This is a genomic window from Pantoea sp. (genome assembly GCF_028283705.1).
Taxonomy (GTDB): Bacteria; Pseudomonadota; Gammaproteobacteria; order Enterobacterales; family Enterobacteriaceae; genus Pantoea.
On record NZ_JAPWKD010000019.1, the window covers coordinates 1 to 17283 of the forward strand.

Consider the following 17283-nt stretch of genomic DNA (forward strand, 5'->3'; position numbering starts at 1 on the left):
ATCAACGATATTGGTTTTCAGGATTTCAATCACCGGGAAGGCGTTGCCATGGCCTTCGAGGTTAATATTCAACTCGGCAGAAATGATGTCCAGCTCGACAGCATAACGATCGCCATTAGGGTTATCCCAATGCGCCAGAGAATTGAAACGATTGTCAATCATCACCAGGGCGTTGCGCAGGTTTTCCTGACGTTTATCCCCCCTGGCCAGATTAGCAAAGTTGGTGGTGATGCGAGTGTTTTGGGAGGGGTTATAATTTTCGTCGAAACGAAGGCTTTTAACCGTAAATGAAAAATGCTTATTCATGGTGATCTGGTGTCCTGGTATCCAATATAAAGCCTGATTTTTTCTTGTCTTTTGAGTGTTGCCCAATTTGATGGCGGGCGTTCTCAATCAGTTGCCTTTATATTGTTTTGAAGTTAACAATGCATCTTTTATGCCAGAAGAGTTGTATGAGGAAAAGTGATTAAATTTCAAAGGAACATGAGTCATCTTCATGTTCTGGCGTATGGCCAGCAACGGCGTTGTGGCCGATGCCTGGCAGGTGGTAGAGAAAGGCTCCGCAGAGCCTTTATGTTCCACTGTGAGGTGTGAACCGGGTGCCGGGTGGATAAGTCAATTCAGCCATGTAGTCTTTCAATCAATGCTGGAAACAAGGTATGGAGTGACTCAATCAGTGTTGAGCTCAAAGTCATTCGAACCATTTTTCGCATGGCGAGAGGTGATGTAATTTCTGTCGGTGCTTCCGCTAAGGGTCTGCGCCAGATCCTCATACCAGATTTCGTCTTCCAGGTACCAGGAGTGAGACTCCATGCCATCGAGTATTTTAAGTTTAGGATAGGGGATAGCCTGATAGCGTGCCCCGCAGTCTACGTCCACCGCTTTGTTTGGGACGGGAGTATCCACTGGCATTCCCACCCGTCCCACGCGCGAACTTAAATCGATATTCTTGATATTGGAGGCGGCCAGTGCCTCGTCAAAACCGCTGTAGTAATTTGTCAGCCGCCCACAGTGATTGAAGACGGGTAGCATGTCGGCATTATCTGCTGCGAAACAGCTGGAGGAGATATCTGCGGCAAAGAGCGCGATCTGCCCGATTCGCCAGTCGTTTGCCAGGTCTGAATCACGCATTTTATCGACATGACGGAAGGCCTCCCGCACTACAAACGCTCCCATCGAATGAGCCATAATATGAACGTTTACCGGACAATCTTTTTTAGAAAAAATGGTGAAGGGGATGATGCCGCCTCTCACCAGAACCGGGGCAGTATCCAACGCATCCCCACGATCTGACAGATAATCCTGAGGCTTTTCGTTTGAAGGCCAGTCGAATCCAATCACCATGCAATTGAATTTGTGTTCATTCAGTTTTAACTCGGCGAGCCGCTGGCGCTTTAAGGCCTCTTCGGGGGAGGTGTTATAACCGTGCACAAAGAAGACAATATCGCGTTTGTGTTCCGGAACGTTGTCGGGCTTGGCTATTTGCAGCACTTTCGTCATCCATTGCTGAGCCGTGCCAGCCGTATGGGAGGGTAAGGGAACTTTGGCAGTATCAGGCACTTCCAGATAAGTCACCCCACCCACCTGATTGCCGAAGACATTTCCCGTCATTTTCATTCTGACGCTTAATACATAACTGTTCATATAATGACCTCATGTTAAGGACGCAATGAAAAGTGTAGAAAAGTCAGATCGCTCAGGCGGGATATATTCACGGACCGTGAGTACTATCACCCCATGATTAAGTCAGACTGGCCCCGTAGAGTGGAGCCAGCCCGTGTTTTAAGGCCTTAATCCACCCCTGCATCATTCCCAGTCATTAAACCCACCATCCGGTTCTCATCCATATCCTGTTGTTCCAGCGTTGCGACAACGCGCCCGTGGTACATCACCAGACAGCGATCGACCAGCGCCTGTAATTCAGGTAGATCGGTGGAGTAAACCAGCACCGAACCACCATCCGCCACAAACTGACGAATCGCCTGATAGATAACTTCTTTAGTTCCGACATCGACCCCGCGCGTTGGGTCGAATAACAGCAAGGTTTTCGCCCCGGACAGCAGCGCCCGCGCAATCAGTGCTTTTTGCTGATTGCCGCCGGACAGGGTGCCAATTTTAAAATTCAGGTAGCGGGCGCTGAGCTCCACGCGCGGGGCGACGCTACCAATTGCCTCGTCTTCGGCATCGCGTTTAATCAGGCCCAGCCGGGTAAACCGCGACAGCACCGAAGGCGTCACATTGGCAGCGGTGGACAGGGTGGGAAAAATCCCTTCGCTTTTACGGTCTTCCGGCACAAAGGCTATCCCGCTATGCAAATTCAGCGCTTCACGGGAATGGCGTAAATTGACCACATGCCCATCCAGTTGTATTTGTCCGCTGCCGGGTTTCATCAGGCCTGCAAGGGTACGAAATAATTCCCGCTGCCCCTGTCCTTCAAGGGCTGCCACGCCCAGTATTTCGCCCTGATGGAGTTCCAGCGAGACATCTGCAAAGGCACTGCTACTCAAGTCATTGGTCACCAGGCGGGGGAGGTGTGCTGCGATGGCGGGTTGACGGCGGGTGGTCGAGCGCTGGCTGGATCGGCGGCCCACCATCAGGGCGAAAATATCATCATTGCTGACGGCGGATAAATCGACGGTTTCGATACTTTTTCCGCTGCGTAGCACTGTGGCATGGCTGGCGATGGCACGAATTTCAGCCAGACGATGCGAGATATACAGCACTGAACTGCCCTGTTGCGTCAGGCGGCGCACCAGACGGAATAACCACTCCACATCAGCCAGCGCCCCGGTCGGTTCATCGAGGATCAACAGGCGGGGATTGAGGTGCATCGCACGCACGATCTCCAGCCGCTGACGCGCTGCTAAGGACAGGCTTTCGACATTGGCCTGCGGCGAGATATCGAAGACATCATGTTGATTAAGAATGGTTTCGGTTTCCTGTTGCATGCGTTTGCGCGCGGGCAGGCCAAATGCATTCTTCGGCGCATGGGGCAGAAAAAAATTCTGCGCCACGCTGAGATTGGGCAACAGGCTCAGTTCCTGAAATGCGGTGCTGACCCCGAGTCTGCGGGCGTGCTGAAGGGAATGCGGCGCGTAAGTCTCGCCATCCATCATCATGGCTCCGCTATTGGGGGCCACCACGCCGGAGAGGATTTTCACCAGCGTAGATTTTCCGGCACCGTTTTCACCGAGAATAGCCTGCACCTGACCCGGCTGCAGCGTCATGCTGACTTGCTCCAGCGCGACGGTCGGACCATAGGATTTGGCGACAGATGAAAGGTGAATGCCTTGCGGCATGGCATGTTGCATGGTGCGTCTCCTGTCGCCCGATGGCAGCAGACCATCAGGCGACGTCAGGCAAAATTATGGGGTGACGGTTGGCTTCACTTTGGTGAGCTTGTATTCATCCGGTGCGGCCTGGCAGCGATCACAGTTGATCCCCGGTTCATCGGCAGCCTTCACAATAGCGGCAGGCAGAGGCTGGATAGTGGTGCCCGGCGTAGGGATACCCTTCAGAGCTGAATCGAGTGAGACCTCAGGCAAATACACCGGGTTATAGATTTCGGCGGAGAATCCTTCCGGCACCATATTGGCCGGGAACACATTACAACCCTCAGTGATTTTTCCGTCCTGACACATTTTGACCTGATCGGCGGTAACCCACGGCAATGGATATTCGATGTTGGTCGGCGGCAGATTGCGCTTACCGGTGAGGACTTCCATCATCAGTTTGAAAGCATAACCAGCGGTGGCAGGCGGCGAACCGGCTGATACGCCACTCAGCCCACGTTTGCGATAATCCGCATTCAGGAATCCCAGGCGAAACCCGTTCATATTTTCGCCCATAATCGGGATCATTTTGCCTTTGCGGTCCGCAACGGCGTTCAGCACCCCGGCTTCACCCAATTCTGACCAGATACCATTGACATCAGGATGGGCGGCAAGCGCTTTCGCGGTTTCGCGCTGGCTAATACGATCATCCCAGTAACCATAATATTCGGAGACAATCTGGATGCCTGGATATTGTTTAAAAATATGCATCGCACCATCGTAATGGCGTTTATCCACCGAGGTGCCAGGCACACCACGGTTCATAAATATTTTCCCTTTACCGCCTAATTCATTGACCAGTTCCTGAGCCATGTTTTCACCCGCACCCGCCGAAATATAACTGACGTTATAGGCACATTTCTCGGTGACGGTGGAGTCAAACATAAAGAATTTCACCCCCTGGCTGCAGCCGCGGCGAATAACCCGGTTTAATGCGGTGGGAGAAATAGGAAAACTAATAATGCCATCCGCTTTTGCCGCAATCATACTTTCATAAGCGGAGATCTGCGCCTGCGGATCGGTGCCGGAAATCACCTCGGTCAGGTCAACCATCTTGTCATAAGGTGGCGTTTTTGCTAGTGATTTTATAATGTTTGCGGTTTCGCTCATCCAGTTATTTCCGCTATAACTTAAGCTGAGAAATATTTTGTATTTCTTCGGCGGTTCATCGGCGTGAACAGCGGAAACCGATCCGACCATCAGCATGCAGGCGCAGGCTAACGCCGCGTATTTTTTTACACGTGTTTGAAAGGACATAATGACTCCAGGAAATAGAATGTTAGCGTTCAGGTATTACATTTATTTAGAAAAGACACCGATTTTCTTTGATAAAATTAAAATAGAATTAATGGAGCCGGACTGGAATAACAGCGCCAGCAGAATAATTAAGCCGGAAACAATTAAGCGCCAGCCCTGGTCTAATCCGGTCGCAGCAATCACCGAATCGACGGTGGTTAAAAACAGCGCACCCGCCAGCGTACCGATAAAGGTTCCTTTGCCGCCGAGGATGGAGGATCCACCTACCACTACGGCGGCAATTGAGGGCAGTAAATAGGGATCACCCATACGCAACGTGGCACCATCGGAATAGCCGGTCAGCAGTGCACCGCCCAGGGCCGCACATAATCCGCTCAGGGCATACGCCAGTACCGTTACCTTGCCCACCGGAATACCGCTAATGGCGGCGGCACGTCCGTTGCCACCCAGTGCATACAGCTGGCGGCCAAACAGGGTGCGTGACTGGAGCAACAGCGCCAGCAGGCTGAACACGATAAAGAACAGCAAAATACCGGGGATACCGAACAGGCTGCCTTTTACCACGGCCGAAAGCAGCGGGGGCGAAGCACCGAGGGTACTGCCGCCGCTTGCCCCCAGCGCCAGTGAAGCCACGATGATGCCGGACCCCATCGTCATAATGAATGATGGAATGCGCAGCAGCGTAATGCCCAGGCCGCTGATAGCGCCAATCGCGGCGGCAGAGAGCAGAATTAACGGCAGCATCCACAGCGTATTGCTGCCATTCTCGCCAATCATCCCTGCGGCCATCACACCGCCATACATGAATAACGAGGCGACGGAGAGATCCATCCCCCCGGACAGAATCACCAGTCCCTGACCAAAAGCCACCACCAGTAAAAATGAGGCGAGGGTGATAATCATCATCACCTGCGACCAGGAACCGAGGGCCGGGCTTATCAGGCGTGAGGCAAGAATCATCACCACGGTTAGCAGTAATAACAGCACTGGCGCAATGAAATCGGCATTCAGACGGCTACCGCTGCGGCGATCGTCGCGGTTGATCTCCGCGCGGGCTATGGTTGCTTTGTTCATACCGTTGCTCCTTTTTTCGTCGCACGTCGGTTAAGTAAATGGCTGGAGACAATCGACAGGATCAGCAGCACGCCCTGGAAAAACCCGATATAGAACGAGGAGACGCCGAGCGCGAACAACATTTTCTGCATCAGTAGCAGTACCGCCGCGCCCACCATCGAGCCGAACGCGCCACCGCGACCCCCGCTCAGGCTGGTGCCACCCAGGGCTACCGCCGCAAAGGAAAGCAGCAGGAACGGTTGCCCGGCATTGGGATCGCCGGTCGCTGTCTGCGCGCTGAGCATGAAACCGGCCGCGCCATAGAAACAACCCGCCAGAATGAAGGCTTTGCAACGCGTCCAGCGTACCGCGACACCAGAGAGACCGGCGGCAGTTTCATCTGCGCCGATGGCATAGATAGCGGTACCGGTATCGGTACGTTTGATCACCAGCCAGATCAGGGCGAATATCAGCAGAAACAGGCCCGAGATCGGCAAAACCTGCCACAGGGAATCGGTCAGCGTGTCGCTGATAAACGCCGACACGCTGCCGCCGGGTACCGGCAGCAGCAGCAGGGCGATACCCTGCGCCACAATCATGGTGCCAAGAGTAGCCGCAATGCTCTGCACGCCGTGCCACGCCACCAGATAACCGTTCACCAGCCCAATCAACGCCCCGGCGGCGAGACACATGGCCAGGCTGAAGCAGGCACCGAGCGGTCCCTCAAACGGGAAGACGGCGGTCAGAACATTGGCAATCGAAATCACCCCAACCAGCGATAAATCGAAGCCTTTTGCCAGCACCACCAGCGTTTGTCCGGCGGCTGCCAGCGCCAGTGGAGCCGCGTTATTCACCAGATTGCCAATCGCGTAAGCGCTAAAGGCATCGGGTTCGGACCAGCCGTACAACAGATACATCAGCACATACAACACCACGGCCAGCACGGCCCCGTTGGGGGCGGTCAAACCTCTTTTCACAGGCCGAGGGGAGCCTGGGGTCCTGGGATCAAGACCCGACGAGAGTGAACTCATATCCGAATATCCTTTAGATAACGGCGAAGATGTGAATTACCCGTTGCGTGACAGCAGGCCCGCGTCGCGGCTATTCGAAGTTAACATCGACTTCGTCATAGCGTTTCAGGCGGTAAATCAGGGCGGAGATACCCCAGCTAATCAGGAACAGGGCAATAATGGCGTAGCCAAGCGTATTGAAGTGATCGGTCAGGGCCTGCACATCGCGCCAGAAGAGGCCGGTAAACGCCATCTTGTCTGATAGCAAACTCAGCACCTCGATCCCGCCGATAAAAAAGGCCACCACAACCGACATCATGGTAATGGTCAGGTTGTAATACAGCTTGCGGATTGGGCGGACAAAGGCCCAGCGATACACTCGTACCATCAGAATTCCGTCCAGCGTATCCACCAGCAGCATCCCGGCGGTAAACAGTGCGGGCATCACCATGATGCTGGCGAAGGAGATCCCGCCCACCGCCTGTGCCGAGGAGAGGCCAAACAGGGCGATCTCCGTGGCGGTATCAAAGCCGATGCCGAAGAGAAAGCCGATAGGAAACAGATGCCAGCTACGGGAAACCAACCGGAACAACGGCCGGAACAGGCGTGCCAGCAAGCCACGACGGTTCAGCAGCATGTCCAGGTCATCCGCGACCACGGTGCCGCCGTTTTTGGCCTGACGGAAGGTTTTCCACACTGACAGCAAAATCGACAGATTGGCGAAGGCCAGCACCAGCATAAATCCGGCAGATGCCAGGGTGCTGATCAGGCTGCCAATTTCCTTCGCATCACCCAACGCCTTATCCAGCGCGCTGGCGGTTAACGCCACAAATAAGCAGCTGATAATGACCACGGCAGCGTGACCCAGCGAAAAGAACGCACCGGCGCTTTCGGCTGAGCGCCCTTCCTGCAACAGTTTGCGCGTCGCGTTATCGATAGCCGCGATATGGTCGGCGTCCACGGCATGGCGCAGGCCAAACATATAGGCTAACAGCGCGGTGCCCATCAGCGTGGGTTGCGTGCGAAACTCAACCCATGCCCAGCACCAGGCCAGAATATTGATCACAACAATGCCCCAGCACAGACCTTTCAGACGCGTTGACGATAGAGCTGTATTCATCGGTATCACCTGTAAATTGTGGTATCAACATGGCAGGGAAGGCCGCCAGACGTGGCGGCTCCGAACATTAACGACTTCCCGGCACGATAGTGATCGGCGTTGGGATGCCATGAAGGTGCCCATGGTGATGATGATGATGGTCATGATCGTCCTGCACGCCTTTCAGCGTTGAGCAGGGATCGATAATGTGCGCCACTCGATCGAGCTGCACCGGCTGCCCGTGCGGAGTATGCAGATAAGCCAGATGCCACAGCGCCTGGCGATCCTCCACATCCTGCTCACTGACCAGCTCCTTGTGCTGTAACATCATTTCCAGCGTGGTCAGCCACTGGCGATAATAGGCTTCGCCTAAACTTTCCCCGGGCTGCTGCGGTTGCTCGCGGATGGTAGTGGCAAAGGCTTCAACCCACTCACTCCATGAATAAACCCCGTTTTGCGACAGTTGCAGGGCGGTGGCGAAGGCTTCCGCCTGCCAGGGTTCGCCGAACGCCATTTCAGGTTCTTCAGTGGCCGCCTCTGGGGCCAGTGTCATCGACATTAACGTCATGGCTATGCTCCTCAGGCCACTGGCTCGATGTAGTCATCCCACAGGTCGAGGTAGACCGCAGAACCTTCGGTTGCCGCCTCTCCCCATAACTCTTCTGCCTCAAAACGGACGCTGTAGAGATGCTGCGGTTTTTCGCCTTTGCCATGGGCATAGGTGTCCGGGAATACGAACGAACCGTGGTATTGCACGATGGTCCCGCTACGTCCACGGACATAGCGCGGTAAGCGGGTATGGCCGATTGGGTGGATATTTTTCGCCCGCACGCTATCACCGGGCACAAAACGTACCGGCAGGGTGGTTTCACGCACATACACCGGATTGGTTTTTACTGCCGCATAGACCTGATCTTTCTCTAAAATATTCATGCCTGAGTCTCCTGAGCGGCGAGTTGTTTCACTTTGGCTTCCAGCTCATCCAGCGTGAAAAGGCCGTTTTCAATACCGAGTGTTTCCATGGCGTGATACCAGTGCACGTAATAAGGGGTGCTGAGGTATTCACTGGGGTCCATCACTTCAATGGCGTGACGAAACTCATCAATCGGGCAGAGTCCACCGGCAAAATAGAGACCAATGGTGGAAAATACCTGTTTTTCCCATTCCGCTTTGAATACCGGCTCGTTGAGGTCGATCTGGATCGGCCCCAGGTTATGCATACCGCCAACGTCATGAATCGAATTCATCAGGATCTCCTCAGGATTGCACTGCAGGTAAAAGATCGGTGCCAATCATGGCGTTGCGGGTGACCAGTTCTGCCAGCTCCGCTTCGGTTAAATGTTCACTGCCGCTGGGGCGCTGCGGCAGCACCATATAGCGAATCTCGGCATTGCTATCCCAGACACGGATTTCGACCCTGGCTGGCAGGGTGACGCCAAATTCCGCCAGCACGCTGCGCGGTTCGATCACGGCGCGGGAGCGGTATTGCGGGGCTTTGTACCAGGTCGGCGGCAGGCCAAGGGTGGGCCACGGATAGCAAGAGCACAGCGTACACACCACCATGTTATGGACGTCCGCGGTATTCTCAGCGACATACATATGCGCGCCTTCCAGACCGGTGAAACCGAGCTCGGCAATGGCGGCGGTGGCATCGGTCAGCAGGCGCTGTTTATAGTCCGGATCGGTCCAGGCTTTCGCCACCACTTTGGCGCCGTTTTTCGGGCCAAAACGATGTTCAAAAATATCAATGATTTCATCGACGGCGTCCGCCTGGATGTAGCCCTTCTCAATTAATAACGACTGAATTGCCTTAATCCGCAGCGTCGGAATATTCGGGGGTGTTGTGGGTTCGGTGATAGTGCTCATTGTCTTTCCTCATTTTCTGTTGGTAACGCAATCCGTGAACCATTTCATTGGCGTGGGATTATTTTTCGCAAAAAAAAAGCCCCTAAGCTCTTGCGAGCTACAGGGGCATCTTTGCCATTGTCAGATTATTTATGAAGCAGGCGAACGAAAATATTAAAAAAGCAGTAAACCAATTTAGCGTGACAGGAATATCACATGACCTCTTTAACTAAGCAATATATATGCCATAAAAATAATCTTTGATCTACTTCATTTTTATGTTTTAAAACATGATGTTAATCATGGTCTTTAACGCCAGTCATCGGGGCGTAATAAAAGGTTTTTTCTGTTGCGCATTTTTAGTGCAGCGCCATCACTCTGCTGGTGCGAAATAGCGATGCCATCACAATGATAATAATTTTATATGCCTGATCCAGGCCTCCGGATTAGCGAGCATTATCAGGCAAAACTCTTCCACCGTTTTTTGCTGTTCGGTTGCCAGTTGACGTAATAAAGCATAGGCAGATTGTTCACTAAAATTAAACTCTTTAATCAGCAATAATTGCGCTGATAATAAAAAACGTCGCAGTTGATGCCGGTGTTCAAATTGCTGCAACTGGTGCTGTAATTGCTTCTGACGCTGAAAATCATGGCGCGCCAGAATCAGGGTCGATAGCACTCCCTCAGCTTTAACTGGTTTGCGTAAATAACCATTGATGTTCTGATCGATCACCCATTTAACCCGTGAAGGGGTTTCCATACCCAGCAGCGCAATTTTTGCCAGTGCGGGCCAGCTGTTTTCTTCCATGCTGTGGATCAGCGCCCGATTATCCGAATCAAAAATCATGCCGTCATATGGCGCATCAAAAATAGTCGGGTGGAAATGGCTAAAACTGTCACCCGCGATCCCCAGTCGCTGGAACTGGAGCAGCAACGCATTTTCGTCACGGGTATGACAGCCAATGAGTGCGATGCGTAATCCTCTCACCACCATCAGTTGCTTTTGCATATGCAGCTTACCCCCTTGCGACCGGTTACTGACGGGACAAATCGGACCAGGTTAACCACGGGTCCGGTGTCACAGGTGAAGCCGCCTGCCACAGCAGGTGAAACTGACCATCCGCCCCGATGCGCGCCAGGCGTGGCGTCAGGCTGGCATGGTTGTTTTCGCGATTAATCCGGGTTACCCCGTTCGGAGCAAGCAGTTCATAGCCATAAATCGCTTCCTTAACCAGCGCAGGATCATCGCTACCACTGGCCTGGATACCTCTTGCCAGAAAATGGCCGCTCATCCATGCCGCCTCTGCATCGACAGTTGTGGTGGCCTGTTCACCGAAACGCTGGTGATACCGGGCGACAAACTGTTCATTTTGCGCGTTGGCGATGCTATGAAAATAGACCGCTGATACCAGACAACCTTCCAGCGCCTCAGCCCCGATCATCACCACTTCACGTTCGCACAGGGTCAGGCTCAGGCGCGCGGGAGCCGCTTCACGCAGGAAAGGATGTTCCGGCATCATCGTTTTCCACAGCTGGAAGAAGCGATAAGCGGAGATGCCGACCAGTGTGATCAGAATCACCGGCGGACGACGCGCCAGAATATCCTGAATAATCGGCAGCACATCGGTTTCCCCCAGCGGCAGGAACTCGCTGGCGATCATTTTTCCACCGCGGGCTTCCACCGTTTCGCGCGTAATGCGGTCGATCTCTTCGGACCAGATATAGTTAGACCCGACGTGATAAACCTCGCGCGGATAATGTGCGAAGACATAATCCAGCATCGGCAGGACATGCTGATTGGGGGCCGCCCCGAGATACATCACATGGTCACTGCTTTCAAATCCCTCGTAACGTGCGGTGTGCCATAGCAGAGCGTTCGCTCCCTCCACCAGTGGCAGGATCAGTTTGCGCGACGCCGAGGTGTAACAACCGACAATATGTTTCACGCCGTGACTGTGCAGCAAATCACGGCAATAGCGATAGTAATTCTCCAGCTGGCAGCCGGGATCGCAGACGATCGGTGCGAGGGAAAAGTCCAGGCTATCATCGGCGTTGACCTCTTCAATCGCCAGCATGATGCCGTTCAGCATCTCGCGGCCAATGCTGCCATAGTGCCCGGACACCGAGTAGAGAATGCCAACCGGAATGGTGGACTTACACCTGCGCTCACGCGGTGCGAAAGGGGCTTCTTTTGCTGACATGCGCGTTCTCCTCTCCATTAATCCGCTTCTGCCACCGTGATCAGCAGGGGGTAATAATGTGGCTGACGCATCGCCACCAGATCTTTACGGCGCACCACATTGGTGGGATAACCGGAGGCAAGGTTGCTGGTATCGATGTCGAGTAACGCCAGGCCTTCGGCATCCGTGATCAGCGTTTCCTGCCGTGGCCAGGCGAAGGTGTCCGGGCCAAAATTGCCGCTCAATCCACTGGCATCGGCATTGGCATAACTGAGATAAACATTGTTTTCACCGGCTCTGACACGGGGTAACAGCCAGTGGTAATCGCAGGCCGCCGTGGATATCGGAAAATTATGCGGTACTGCGGTTCCCGGATGGGGCATCGAAGGCGGCAACGCCAGCGTGGCCGGACAGGCGATAATATCGCAACCCTGCATCGATAATACCCGTCCCGCTTCGGGATACAGCAGGTCTTCACCCAACAGGAGCCCCACGCGGCCACAGGGGAGGTCAAAGGTTTTCCAGCAATCACCGGCACGCGCCCAGTCGCGGGTGGCATCACTGAGGTGGGTCTGCCGATAGTGCCCGACCAGGCCATCAGGGCCGATCAGCAATGCGCTGTTGTAGCAGTTATTTTCGTCATCTTTCTCTGCCATCCCCAGCACCAGATACAGTCGCAGGCGAGCCGTCAGTGCCATCAGGTTATGAATGGCCGGGTGCTGCTGAGTAATGGCGCTCTCTGAGGAAAGATAAGGCCCGGTCAGGCTGTATTCCGGCAGGGTTAACAATTCGACACCAGCCTGTGCGGCCGCAGTGGCCCAGTGGGTGATGGTGGCCAGATTGCTTGCCACCTCACTTACCGGGGTAAACTGCGCCACGGCGATACGCGAGCATTTGCCCGTCGGCAGCGGGAATTTATCGTAAAGCCGGAAGAAATCGAGCGGATTCCACATAAAGGTGTGCGTCATTAAACTTTTATACAACTCCGGGCGACGGCGGGTTAACTGCGGGCGTAGCGTCACTTCCGGCAATAATTCGCCATACACAATGCCATCGCCACTGTCTCGCCATGCCTGAACGTTGCCATCCGGATCGATGATGCAACTGCCGCCGCTGAACTGAACGCCACGTTCGGCACCCCAGCGGTTGCTTTCAATCAGGTAGCAACCATTTTCATAGGCGCGATTGATCCAGTAAGGTGCCGGGGTACGTTCCGCCAGCCAGTTACTGATGTGGCAAATCACATCGGCCTGTTGCACACAGGCCAGCCTTGCCGTTTCGATAAAGTGGATGTCCATGCAGATCAGCAGGGCGATATTACCGATCGGCGTGGCGAAGACCTGATGACCGAGATCGCCATTGGCGGCCCATTTAGGTTCTGAGATATAAGGATGGGTCTTGCGGTGTTTACCGATGACACCCTCAGGGCCGATCAGCACCGCGGTGTTGTAATACAGGTCGGTAACGCTATCCACTTCCGGCATACCGAGTACCAGATAGCAGCCATAGTGGGCAGACAGTTGCGTAAAGCGTGCGGTAGTCGTACCGGGTACGGTCTCGACAAAATCAGCCACTTCTCCGCGATCCATCCAGCAATAGCCCGTGGTGCCCATTTCGGGCATGACAATCAATTGAGCGCCATTACGTGCCGCCTCTTCCACCAGGGCGCACAAACGTTGAATATTTTCTTCTTTGCGGAATTGCTGCGGTTCAAATTGAATCGCCGCAACGGACAGGTGCTCTTTAATCATTGTCTTGCTCCTTGAGAAAAAAAAAGCCCCATTGCCGGTTAAGGACAATGGGGCATCTTTGCCTGGTCGTATGCTGATAACTTAGTTATCGACGTCTGAAAACGTTTGACTATGCGATGATTTTTTTAAGCAAATTAAGTGCCATATTTAATATTCATTAAAAATCATTCGGTTATATATTCTCATCAGGCCCAGCGTTTTTCATAAGCACAGAACTGGTGCAAAAAAGCAGCGAAAATGCATCAGGCGGGTGCGAATGATTTTTTAACGCACAATGTCAGAAACGGCAGCATGGCGACCGTTTTTGCGCATCTTCGCACTGGCAATTTTTTCGATATCCTCCAGCGCGACACCTTTGGTTTCCGGGACAAACTTGACCAGGAACAGATAGCAGATCACATTGAAGCCCACAAATATCCACATCGAAAACGCCCCGTTAAAGTGGCTTTGCAGCCAGGCATTATCATTAACGATCGGGAACAGCAGTGTAATGATGAAATTCGCCACCCACATCAGGCTCACCGCCAGACTCATGCCGACGTTGCGGATTTTCTCCGGGAAGATTTCAGCAATCAGCACCCAGGCACCGGCACCCCAGCCCATTGCAAACGACACCATAAATAACAGAATGCCGAACACGGTTAAGTAGCCGGTATCCTGGCTGTATAAACCCCACGAGGCGATAAGCAGGCCGAGTGTGGCACCCGCAGTACCGATTTTCATGATCGGCAACCGGCCATAGCGATCAAATAAATTCATGCCGATGAAGCCGCCGACACCATTGGCCACAGCGATGAAAATCGTCTGGAACAGCACCGCATCTTTGCCGGAGGATCCCTGTTCCAGCACCAGTGGTGCGTAGTAGTTCATTACATTGATACCGGTGAACTGCTGAAGCACGGCAATCATCACGCCCACCGCCAGAATAAATTTGAGCACTGGCGTGTCAGGCAGGCTGCCTTTAATTTTGGCTCCGGTGTTTCTCGCCTGATGGGCGGCAAAGATTTGTTGTGCCTCCACGCTGTTGAAATGCGGGTAGATGCGGCTATATAAGCTAATCGCCCGGGCGCTGTGGTTATGACGCAGATTCCACTGCGGTGACTCGGGCATGAGGGTACTGAGCACCAGCATGATCACCGAAGGCACCAGCTGCGACCCCATCATCCAGCGCCATCCCTGATTTTGCATCCAGTTATCATCCATACCGCGGGCAATGGTGTAATTGACGATAAAGACGCCCAGCACGCCAATGACCATCGCCAGGTTAAACAGGCCCGAACATTTTGCCCGGATGGCGGTGGGCGCGACTTCCGACATATACATCGGGGCAATGGTACCGGCGACGCCGACAGCGAACCCGCACAGGATGCGTCCGGACCAGAACACTTCAAAGGAATCCGTCAGGGAACAAAGCAGTGATGTAGCGATAAACACCAGCGACGACAGCAACAGCGCAGGGCGGCGTCCCACTTTTTCGGCAATGGTCCCGGCCAGCAACGCACCCACCGTCGCCCCGGCGATAATGCTGGAGACCGCCCAACCCACTTCGGCGGGTGACAGAGCGAAATACATTTTAACCGGTGAAATTGCGCCAGAGATGACGGCGGTAGAATAGCCGAACATCAGGCCCCCGAGGGAAGCACAGCAGCATATGAGATACACATAGCCGGCATTAAATTTTTGTTCGTAGGACATCGCAGAACCTCTGAGCTATCAATGATGCATTAGTGATCATCTTTACTGTCTCATTCTGCAACTCAAATGATCATATTTGTATCAATTCTATGATCGCTCTCACAGGAATGAAATGAAAATGCCATTTGTGTATTTTTTAAAACATTCATTTGGGTAGTATCGGGATCAGCTTCTCCACTTATCAGGCGGGGCGCAGGTACCATTGCCCGGCCTGAAAGTTTTCATTCAGTCCCTGAGAGTCAGAGGAAATAAAATGATTACGTCACTGCATGGTATTTCGACAATGCACGGAAATTTGATTAGTGATATACGCTTAGCCAAAGAGGCGGGATTTAATTCGCTGGAAATATTTTATCCAAAATTTGTCCGTTATCTGGAAAATGGCGGGACGATTGAGGTGTTAAAAAAACAAATCCATGACGCGGGTCTGACGGTATCTTTTCTCAGCGCCCTCGATCATATCGAACGTTTCGAACAGGACGATCGTGCCGCGCTGTTGGCCGAAGCAGAGAAAATTACCCAGGAAGCGGTGCAGTTAGGCACAGACACGGTGATGGTGCTGCCGAGAAACGGTATCGACCAATTCTCCGATGAAAAGATCATGAATATTATGACGGACAATATCGCCGCGATAGCCAGCATCGGTGAGCGTTACGGTGTGCGTTATATGATTGAATTACCGGCGTTTACTAAGTTCAGAACCCTTCAGCAAGGCCTTGAGGTGATTGAGCGTGTCGGTAAAAGGAACGTCGGTATTGTGGTCGATTTCTGGCACTTCTACGCAGCGGGATGTACCCCTGAGGAAGTCAGTCGTATGAATAAAGATCATATTTTCGGCGTCCATTTCTGTGATGGATTCGTACCGAAAAATGAAAGCGACAGCTGGGATGAAACTATTCTGCGCTCCTGTATGCCGGGTGAAGGCGAGATTGATTTGCAGCAATGGTCAGATGCGGTTAAAGCCACCGGCTATGACGGTGCCTGGTCTGTTGAATTAATCAGCCCGGCCATCTGGGAAAAAGATCCGGTTATTACCACAAAGACGCTGTGTCATTCCCTGAAGCAATACGCCGCTTAATCGTCATTATTTCTGTTATCGAACATCCGGGATTTTATATTCCGGATGTCTGACTATGGATGAGGAACATTATGACTCAGGTAAAAAACAATCAACTGCCAATCGCTATCAGCCCATTATCCTGGGCCAATGAAGTGATTGCGGAATTTGGTCAGGATGCCACCGCAGACATGTGCCTCAGCGGTGCGAAAGTTGCGGGTTACGACGGTGTTGAAATGAGCCGTTTATTTCCGCATACGGCAGTGGAGCTGACTGCATTGCTTCAGCAGTACCCGCTGAAACACGCATCCGGCTGGCACAGCGGCTTCCTGACGCAGCGTAGTGTCGATGAAGAACTGGCCGCCGTTGCGCCTTTTGCCATCCTGTTACGCGACACCGGTGCCAGCGTCATGGTGTACGGTGAGTGCGGCAACATGCCGGACAATGCGCTTGATATTGCGATGAGCGGGCGACTCACCCTGACAGCTGCGCAGATCGGCGCTTATGGCGACAGACTCACGGCATTTGCCAGCGAGCTGCAGTCCCGTTATGGACTGGGGCTGGCTTACCATCATCATCTGATGATGGTGGCGGAACAGCTGGATGAAGTCAGGGCGGTGATGGCGGCAACCGGCCCTGTCGTCGGTTTATTGCTGGATACCGGCCATGCTTTCTCCGCGGGTTTTGATTATCAAATCCTGCTGGAGGAGTTTGGTGAGCGGATTAATCATATCCATCTGAAGGATATCCGCGCCGACGTATTGCAGCAGGTACGTCGGGACGATCTCAGCTTTAACGATGCGGTGAGAAAGGGGATGTTTGCCGTACCGGGGGATGGCGCGATTGATTTTGCCCCACTGGCGCAGTTTGTGCGTGCAAGCGGCTATCAGGGCTGGATGGTGGTGGAGGCCGAACAGGACCCGTCACGGGAACCCCCGGAAATCACTGTTGCCCGGGCGCGTCAGTTTATCCGTCACACGTTTGCCATGTAAAAAATGCCCGGC

Annotated in this window: 17 protein-coding genes; 2 read left to right on the forward strand and 15 right to left on the reverse strand. The window is 53.3% G+C overall.

What is annotated here, in order from left to right; all coding sequences use genetic code 11:
* From PW844_RS16115 to PW844_RS16185, 15 genes are all read right to left on the reverse strand, one after another.
* Positions 1-306: putative oxygenase MesX (locus tag PW844_RS16115; protein ID WP_299454587.1), on the reverse strand; the 306-nt coding region annotated here is incomplete at its 3' end.
* A gap of 363 nt (positions 307-669) precedes the next feature.
* A complete protein-coding gene (locus tag PW844_RS16120; protein ID WP_299453783.1) occupies positions 670-1644 on the reverse strand; it encodes an alpha/beta hydrolase in 975 nt (324 codons plus the stop codon).
* A 146-nt stretch (positions 1645-1790) separates the two neighbouring features.
* Positions 1791-3311 carry a sugar ABC transporter ATP-binding protein gene (locus tag PW844_RS16125; protein WP_299453785.1) on the reverse strand — a complete coding sequence of 507 codons (1521 nt, stop codon included), beginning with the start codon at positions 3309-3311 and terminating at the stop codon, positions 1791-1793.
* Positions 3312-3365: 54 nt separating this feature from the next.
* Positions 3366-4589 (reverse strand): sugar ABC transporter substrate-binding protein, encoded by a 1224-nt coding sequence (locus tag PW844_RS16130; RefSeq protein WP_299453787.1) that lies wholly within the window; start codon positions 4587-4589, stop codon positions 3366-3368.
* A 42-nt stretch (positions 4590-4631) separates the two neighbouring features.
* Complete coding sequence (locus tag PW844_RS16135; protein ID WP_299453790.1) at positions 4632-5663, reverse strand: ABC transporter permease; 1032 nt, start codon at positions 5661-5663, stop codon at positions 4632-4634.
* The gene (locus PW844_RS16140) at positions 5660-6607 is read right to left on the reverse strand and encodes an ABC transporter permease (protein ID WP_299453792.1); all 948 of its coding nucleotides are present in this window, start codon (positions 6605-6607) and stop codon (positions 5660-5662) included. The genes PW844_RS16135 and PW844_RS16140 overlap by 4 nt, the downstream gene beginning before the upstream one ends.
* 136 nt (positions 6608-6743) lie before the next feature.
* The gene (locus PW844_RS16145; protein WP_299453795.1) at positions 6744-7772 is read right to left on the reverse strand and encodes a HoxN/HupN/NixA family nickel/cobalt transporter; all 1029 of its coding nucleotides are present in this window, start codon (positions 7770-7772) and stop codon (positions 6744-6746) included.
* 67 nt (positions 7773-7839) lie between these two features.
* Positions 7840-8319 (reverse strand): nitrile hydratase accessory protein, encoded by a 480-nt coding sequence (locus PW844_RS16150; RefSeq protein ID WP_299453798.1) that lies wholly within the window; start codon positions 8317-8319, stop codon positions 7840-7842.
* A gap of 11 nt (positions 8320-8330) precedes the next feature.
* Positions 8331-8684 (reverse strand): SH3-like domain-containing protein, encoded by a 354-nt coding sequence (locus PW844_RS16155; RefSeq protein WP_299453801.1) that lies wholly within the window; start codon positions 8682-8684, stop codon positions 8331-8333.
* Positions 8681-8998, reverse strand: a complete 318-nt coding sequence (locus PW844_RS16160) for an SH3-like domain-containing protein (RefSeq protein WP_276329381.1) — start codon at positions 8996-8998, stop codon at positions 8681-8683. The genes PW844_RS16155 and PW844_RS16160 overlap by 4 nt, the downstream gene beginning before the upstream one ends.
* A gap of 10 nt (positions 8999-9008) precedes the next feature.
* On the reverse strand, positions 9009-9617 hold the full coding sequence (nthA, locus tag PW844_RS16165; protein WP_299453806.1) for a nitrile hydratase subunit alpha: 609 nt from the start codon (positions 9615-9617) through the stop codon (positions 9009-9011).
* A 382-nt stretch (positions 9618-9999) separates the two neighbouring features.
* Positions 10000-10605 carry an antitermination regulator gene (locus tag PW844_RS16170; RefSeq protein ID WP_299453809.1) on the reverse strand — a complete coding sequence of 202 codons (606 nt, stop codon included), beginning with the start codon at positions 10603-10605 and terminating at the stop codon, positions 10000-10002.
* 25 nt (positions 10606-10630) lie between these two features.
* Entirely contained in the window at positions 10631-11797 is a 1167-nt protein-coding gene (locus PW844_RS16175) for a transporter substrate-binding domain-containing protein (protein WP_299453811.1), read from the reverse strand.
* 17 nt (positions 11798-11814) lie between these two features.
* Positions 11815-13527, reverse strand: a complete 1713-nt coding sequence (locus PW844_RS16180) for a nitrilase-related carbon-nitrogen hydrolase (RefSeq protein ID WP_299453814.1) — start codon at positions 13525-13527, stop codon at positions 11815-11817.
* A 264-nt stretch (positions 13528-13791) separates the two neighbouring features.
* Positions 13792-15222, reverse strand: a complete 1431-nt coding sequence (locus PW844_RS16185) for a sugar porter family MFS transporter (protein ID WP_299453817.1) — start codon at positions 15220-15222, stop codon at positions 13792-13794.
* Between the two features lie 253 nt (positions 15223-15475).
* Between PW844_RS16185 and PW844_RS16190 the strand changes: the two genes are divergently transcribed.
* Together PW844_RS16190 and iolE are read left to right on the forward strand one after the other, a co-directional pair.
* Positions 15476-16300, forward strand: a complete 825-nt coding sequence (locus PW844_RS16190) for a sugar phosphate isomerase/epimerase (protein WP_299453820.1) — start codon at positions 15476-15478, stop codon at positions 16298-16300.
* A 71-nt stretch (positions 16301-16371) separates the two neighbouring features.
* Entirely contained in the window at positions 16372-17271 is a 900-nt protein-coding gene (iolE, locus tag PW844_RS16195) for a myo-inosose-2 dehydratase (RefSeq protein ID WP_299453822.1), read from the forward strand.
* Positions 17272-17283 lie beyond the last annotated feature (12 nt).

Bases quoted from the DNA above. Each gene is read 5' to 3' on its own strand.
- PW844_RS16120 (WP_299453783.1), bottom strand. From the start codon at position 1,644: ATGAACAGTTATGTATTAAGCGTCAGAATGAAAATGACGGGAAATGTC.
- PW844_RS16125 (WP_299453785.1), bottom strand. From the start codon at position 3,311: ATGCAACATGCCATGCCGCAAGGCATTCACCTTTCATCTGTCGCCAAA.
- PW844_RS16130 (WP_299453787.1), bottom strand. From the start codon at position 4,589: ATGTCCTTTCAAACACGTGTAAAAAAATACGCGGCGTTAGCCTGCGCC.
- PW844_RS16135 (WP_299453790.1), bottom strand. From the start codon at position 5,663: ATGAACAAAGCAACCATAGCCCGCGCGGAGATCAACCGCGACGATCGC.
- PW844_RS16145 (WP_299453795.1), bottom strand. From the start codon at position 7,772: ATGAATACAGCTCTATCGTCAACGCGTCTGAAAGGTCTGTGCTGGGGC.
- PW844_RS16150 (WP_299453798.1), bottom strand. From the start codon at position 8,319: ATGACGTTAATGTCGATGACACTGGCCCCAGAGGCGGCCACTGAAGAA.
- PW844_RS16155 (WP_299453801.1), bottom strand. From the start codon at position 8,684: ATGAATATTTTAGAGAAAGATCAGGTCTATGCGGCAGTAAAAACCAAT.
- PW844_RS16160 (WP_276329381.1), bottom strand. From the start codon at position 8,998: ATGAATTCGATTCATGACGTTGGCGGTATGCATAACCTGGGGCCGATC.
- nthA (WP_299453806.1), bottom strand. From the start codon at position 9,617: ATGAGCACTATCACCGAACCCACAACACCCCCGAATATTCCGACGCTG.
- PW844_RS16170 (WP_299453809.1), bottom strand. From the start codon at position 10,605: ATGCAAAAGCAACTGATGGTGGTGAGAGGATTACGCATCGCACTCATT.
- PW844_RS16175 (WP_299453811.1), bottom strand. From the start codon at position 11,797: ATGTCAGCAAAAGAAGCCCCTTTCGCACCGCGTGAGCGCAGGTGTAAG.
- PW844_RS16180 (WP_299453814.1), bottom strand. From the start codon at position 13,527: ATGATTAAAGAGCACCTGTCCGTTGCGGCGATTCAATTTGAACCGCAG.
- PW844_RS16185 (WP_299453817.1), bottom strand. From the start codon at position 15,222: ATGTCCTACGAACAAAAATTTAATGCCGGCTATGTGTATCTCATATGC.
- PW844_RS16190 (WP_299453820.1), top strand. From the start codon at position 15,476: ATGATTACGTCACTGCATGGTATTTCGACAATGCACGGAAATTTGATT.
- iolE (WP_299453822.1), top strand. From the start codon at position 16,372: ATGACTCAGGTAAAAAACAATCAACTGCCAATCGCTATCAGCCCATTA.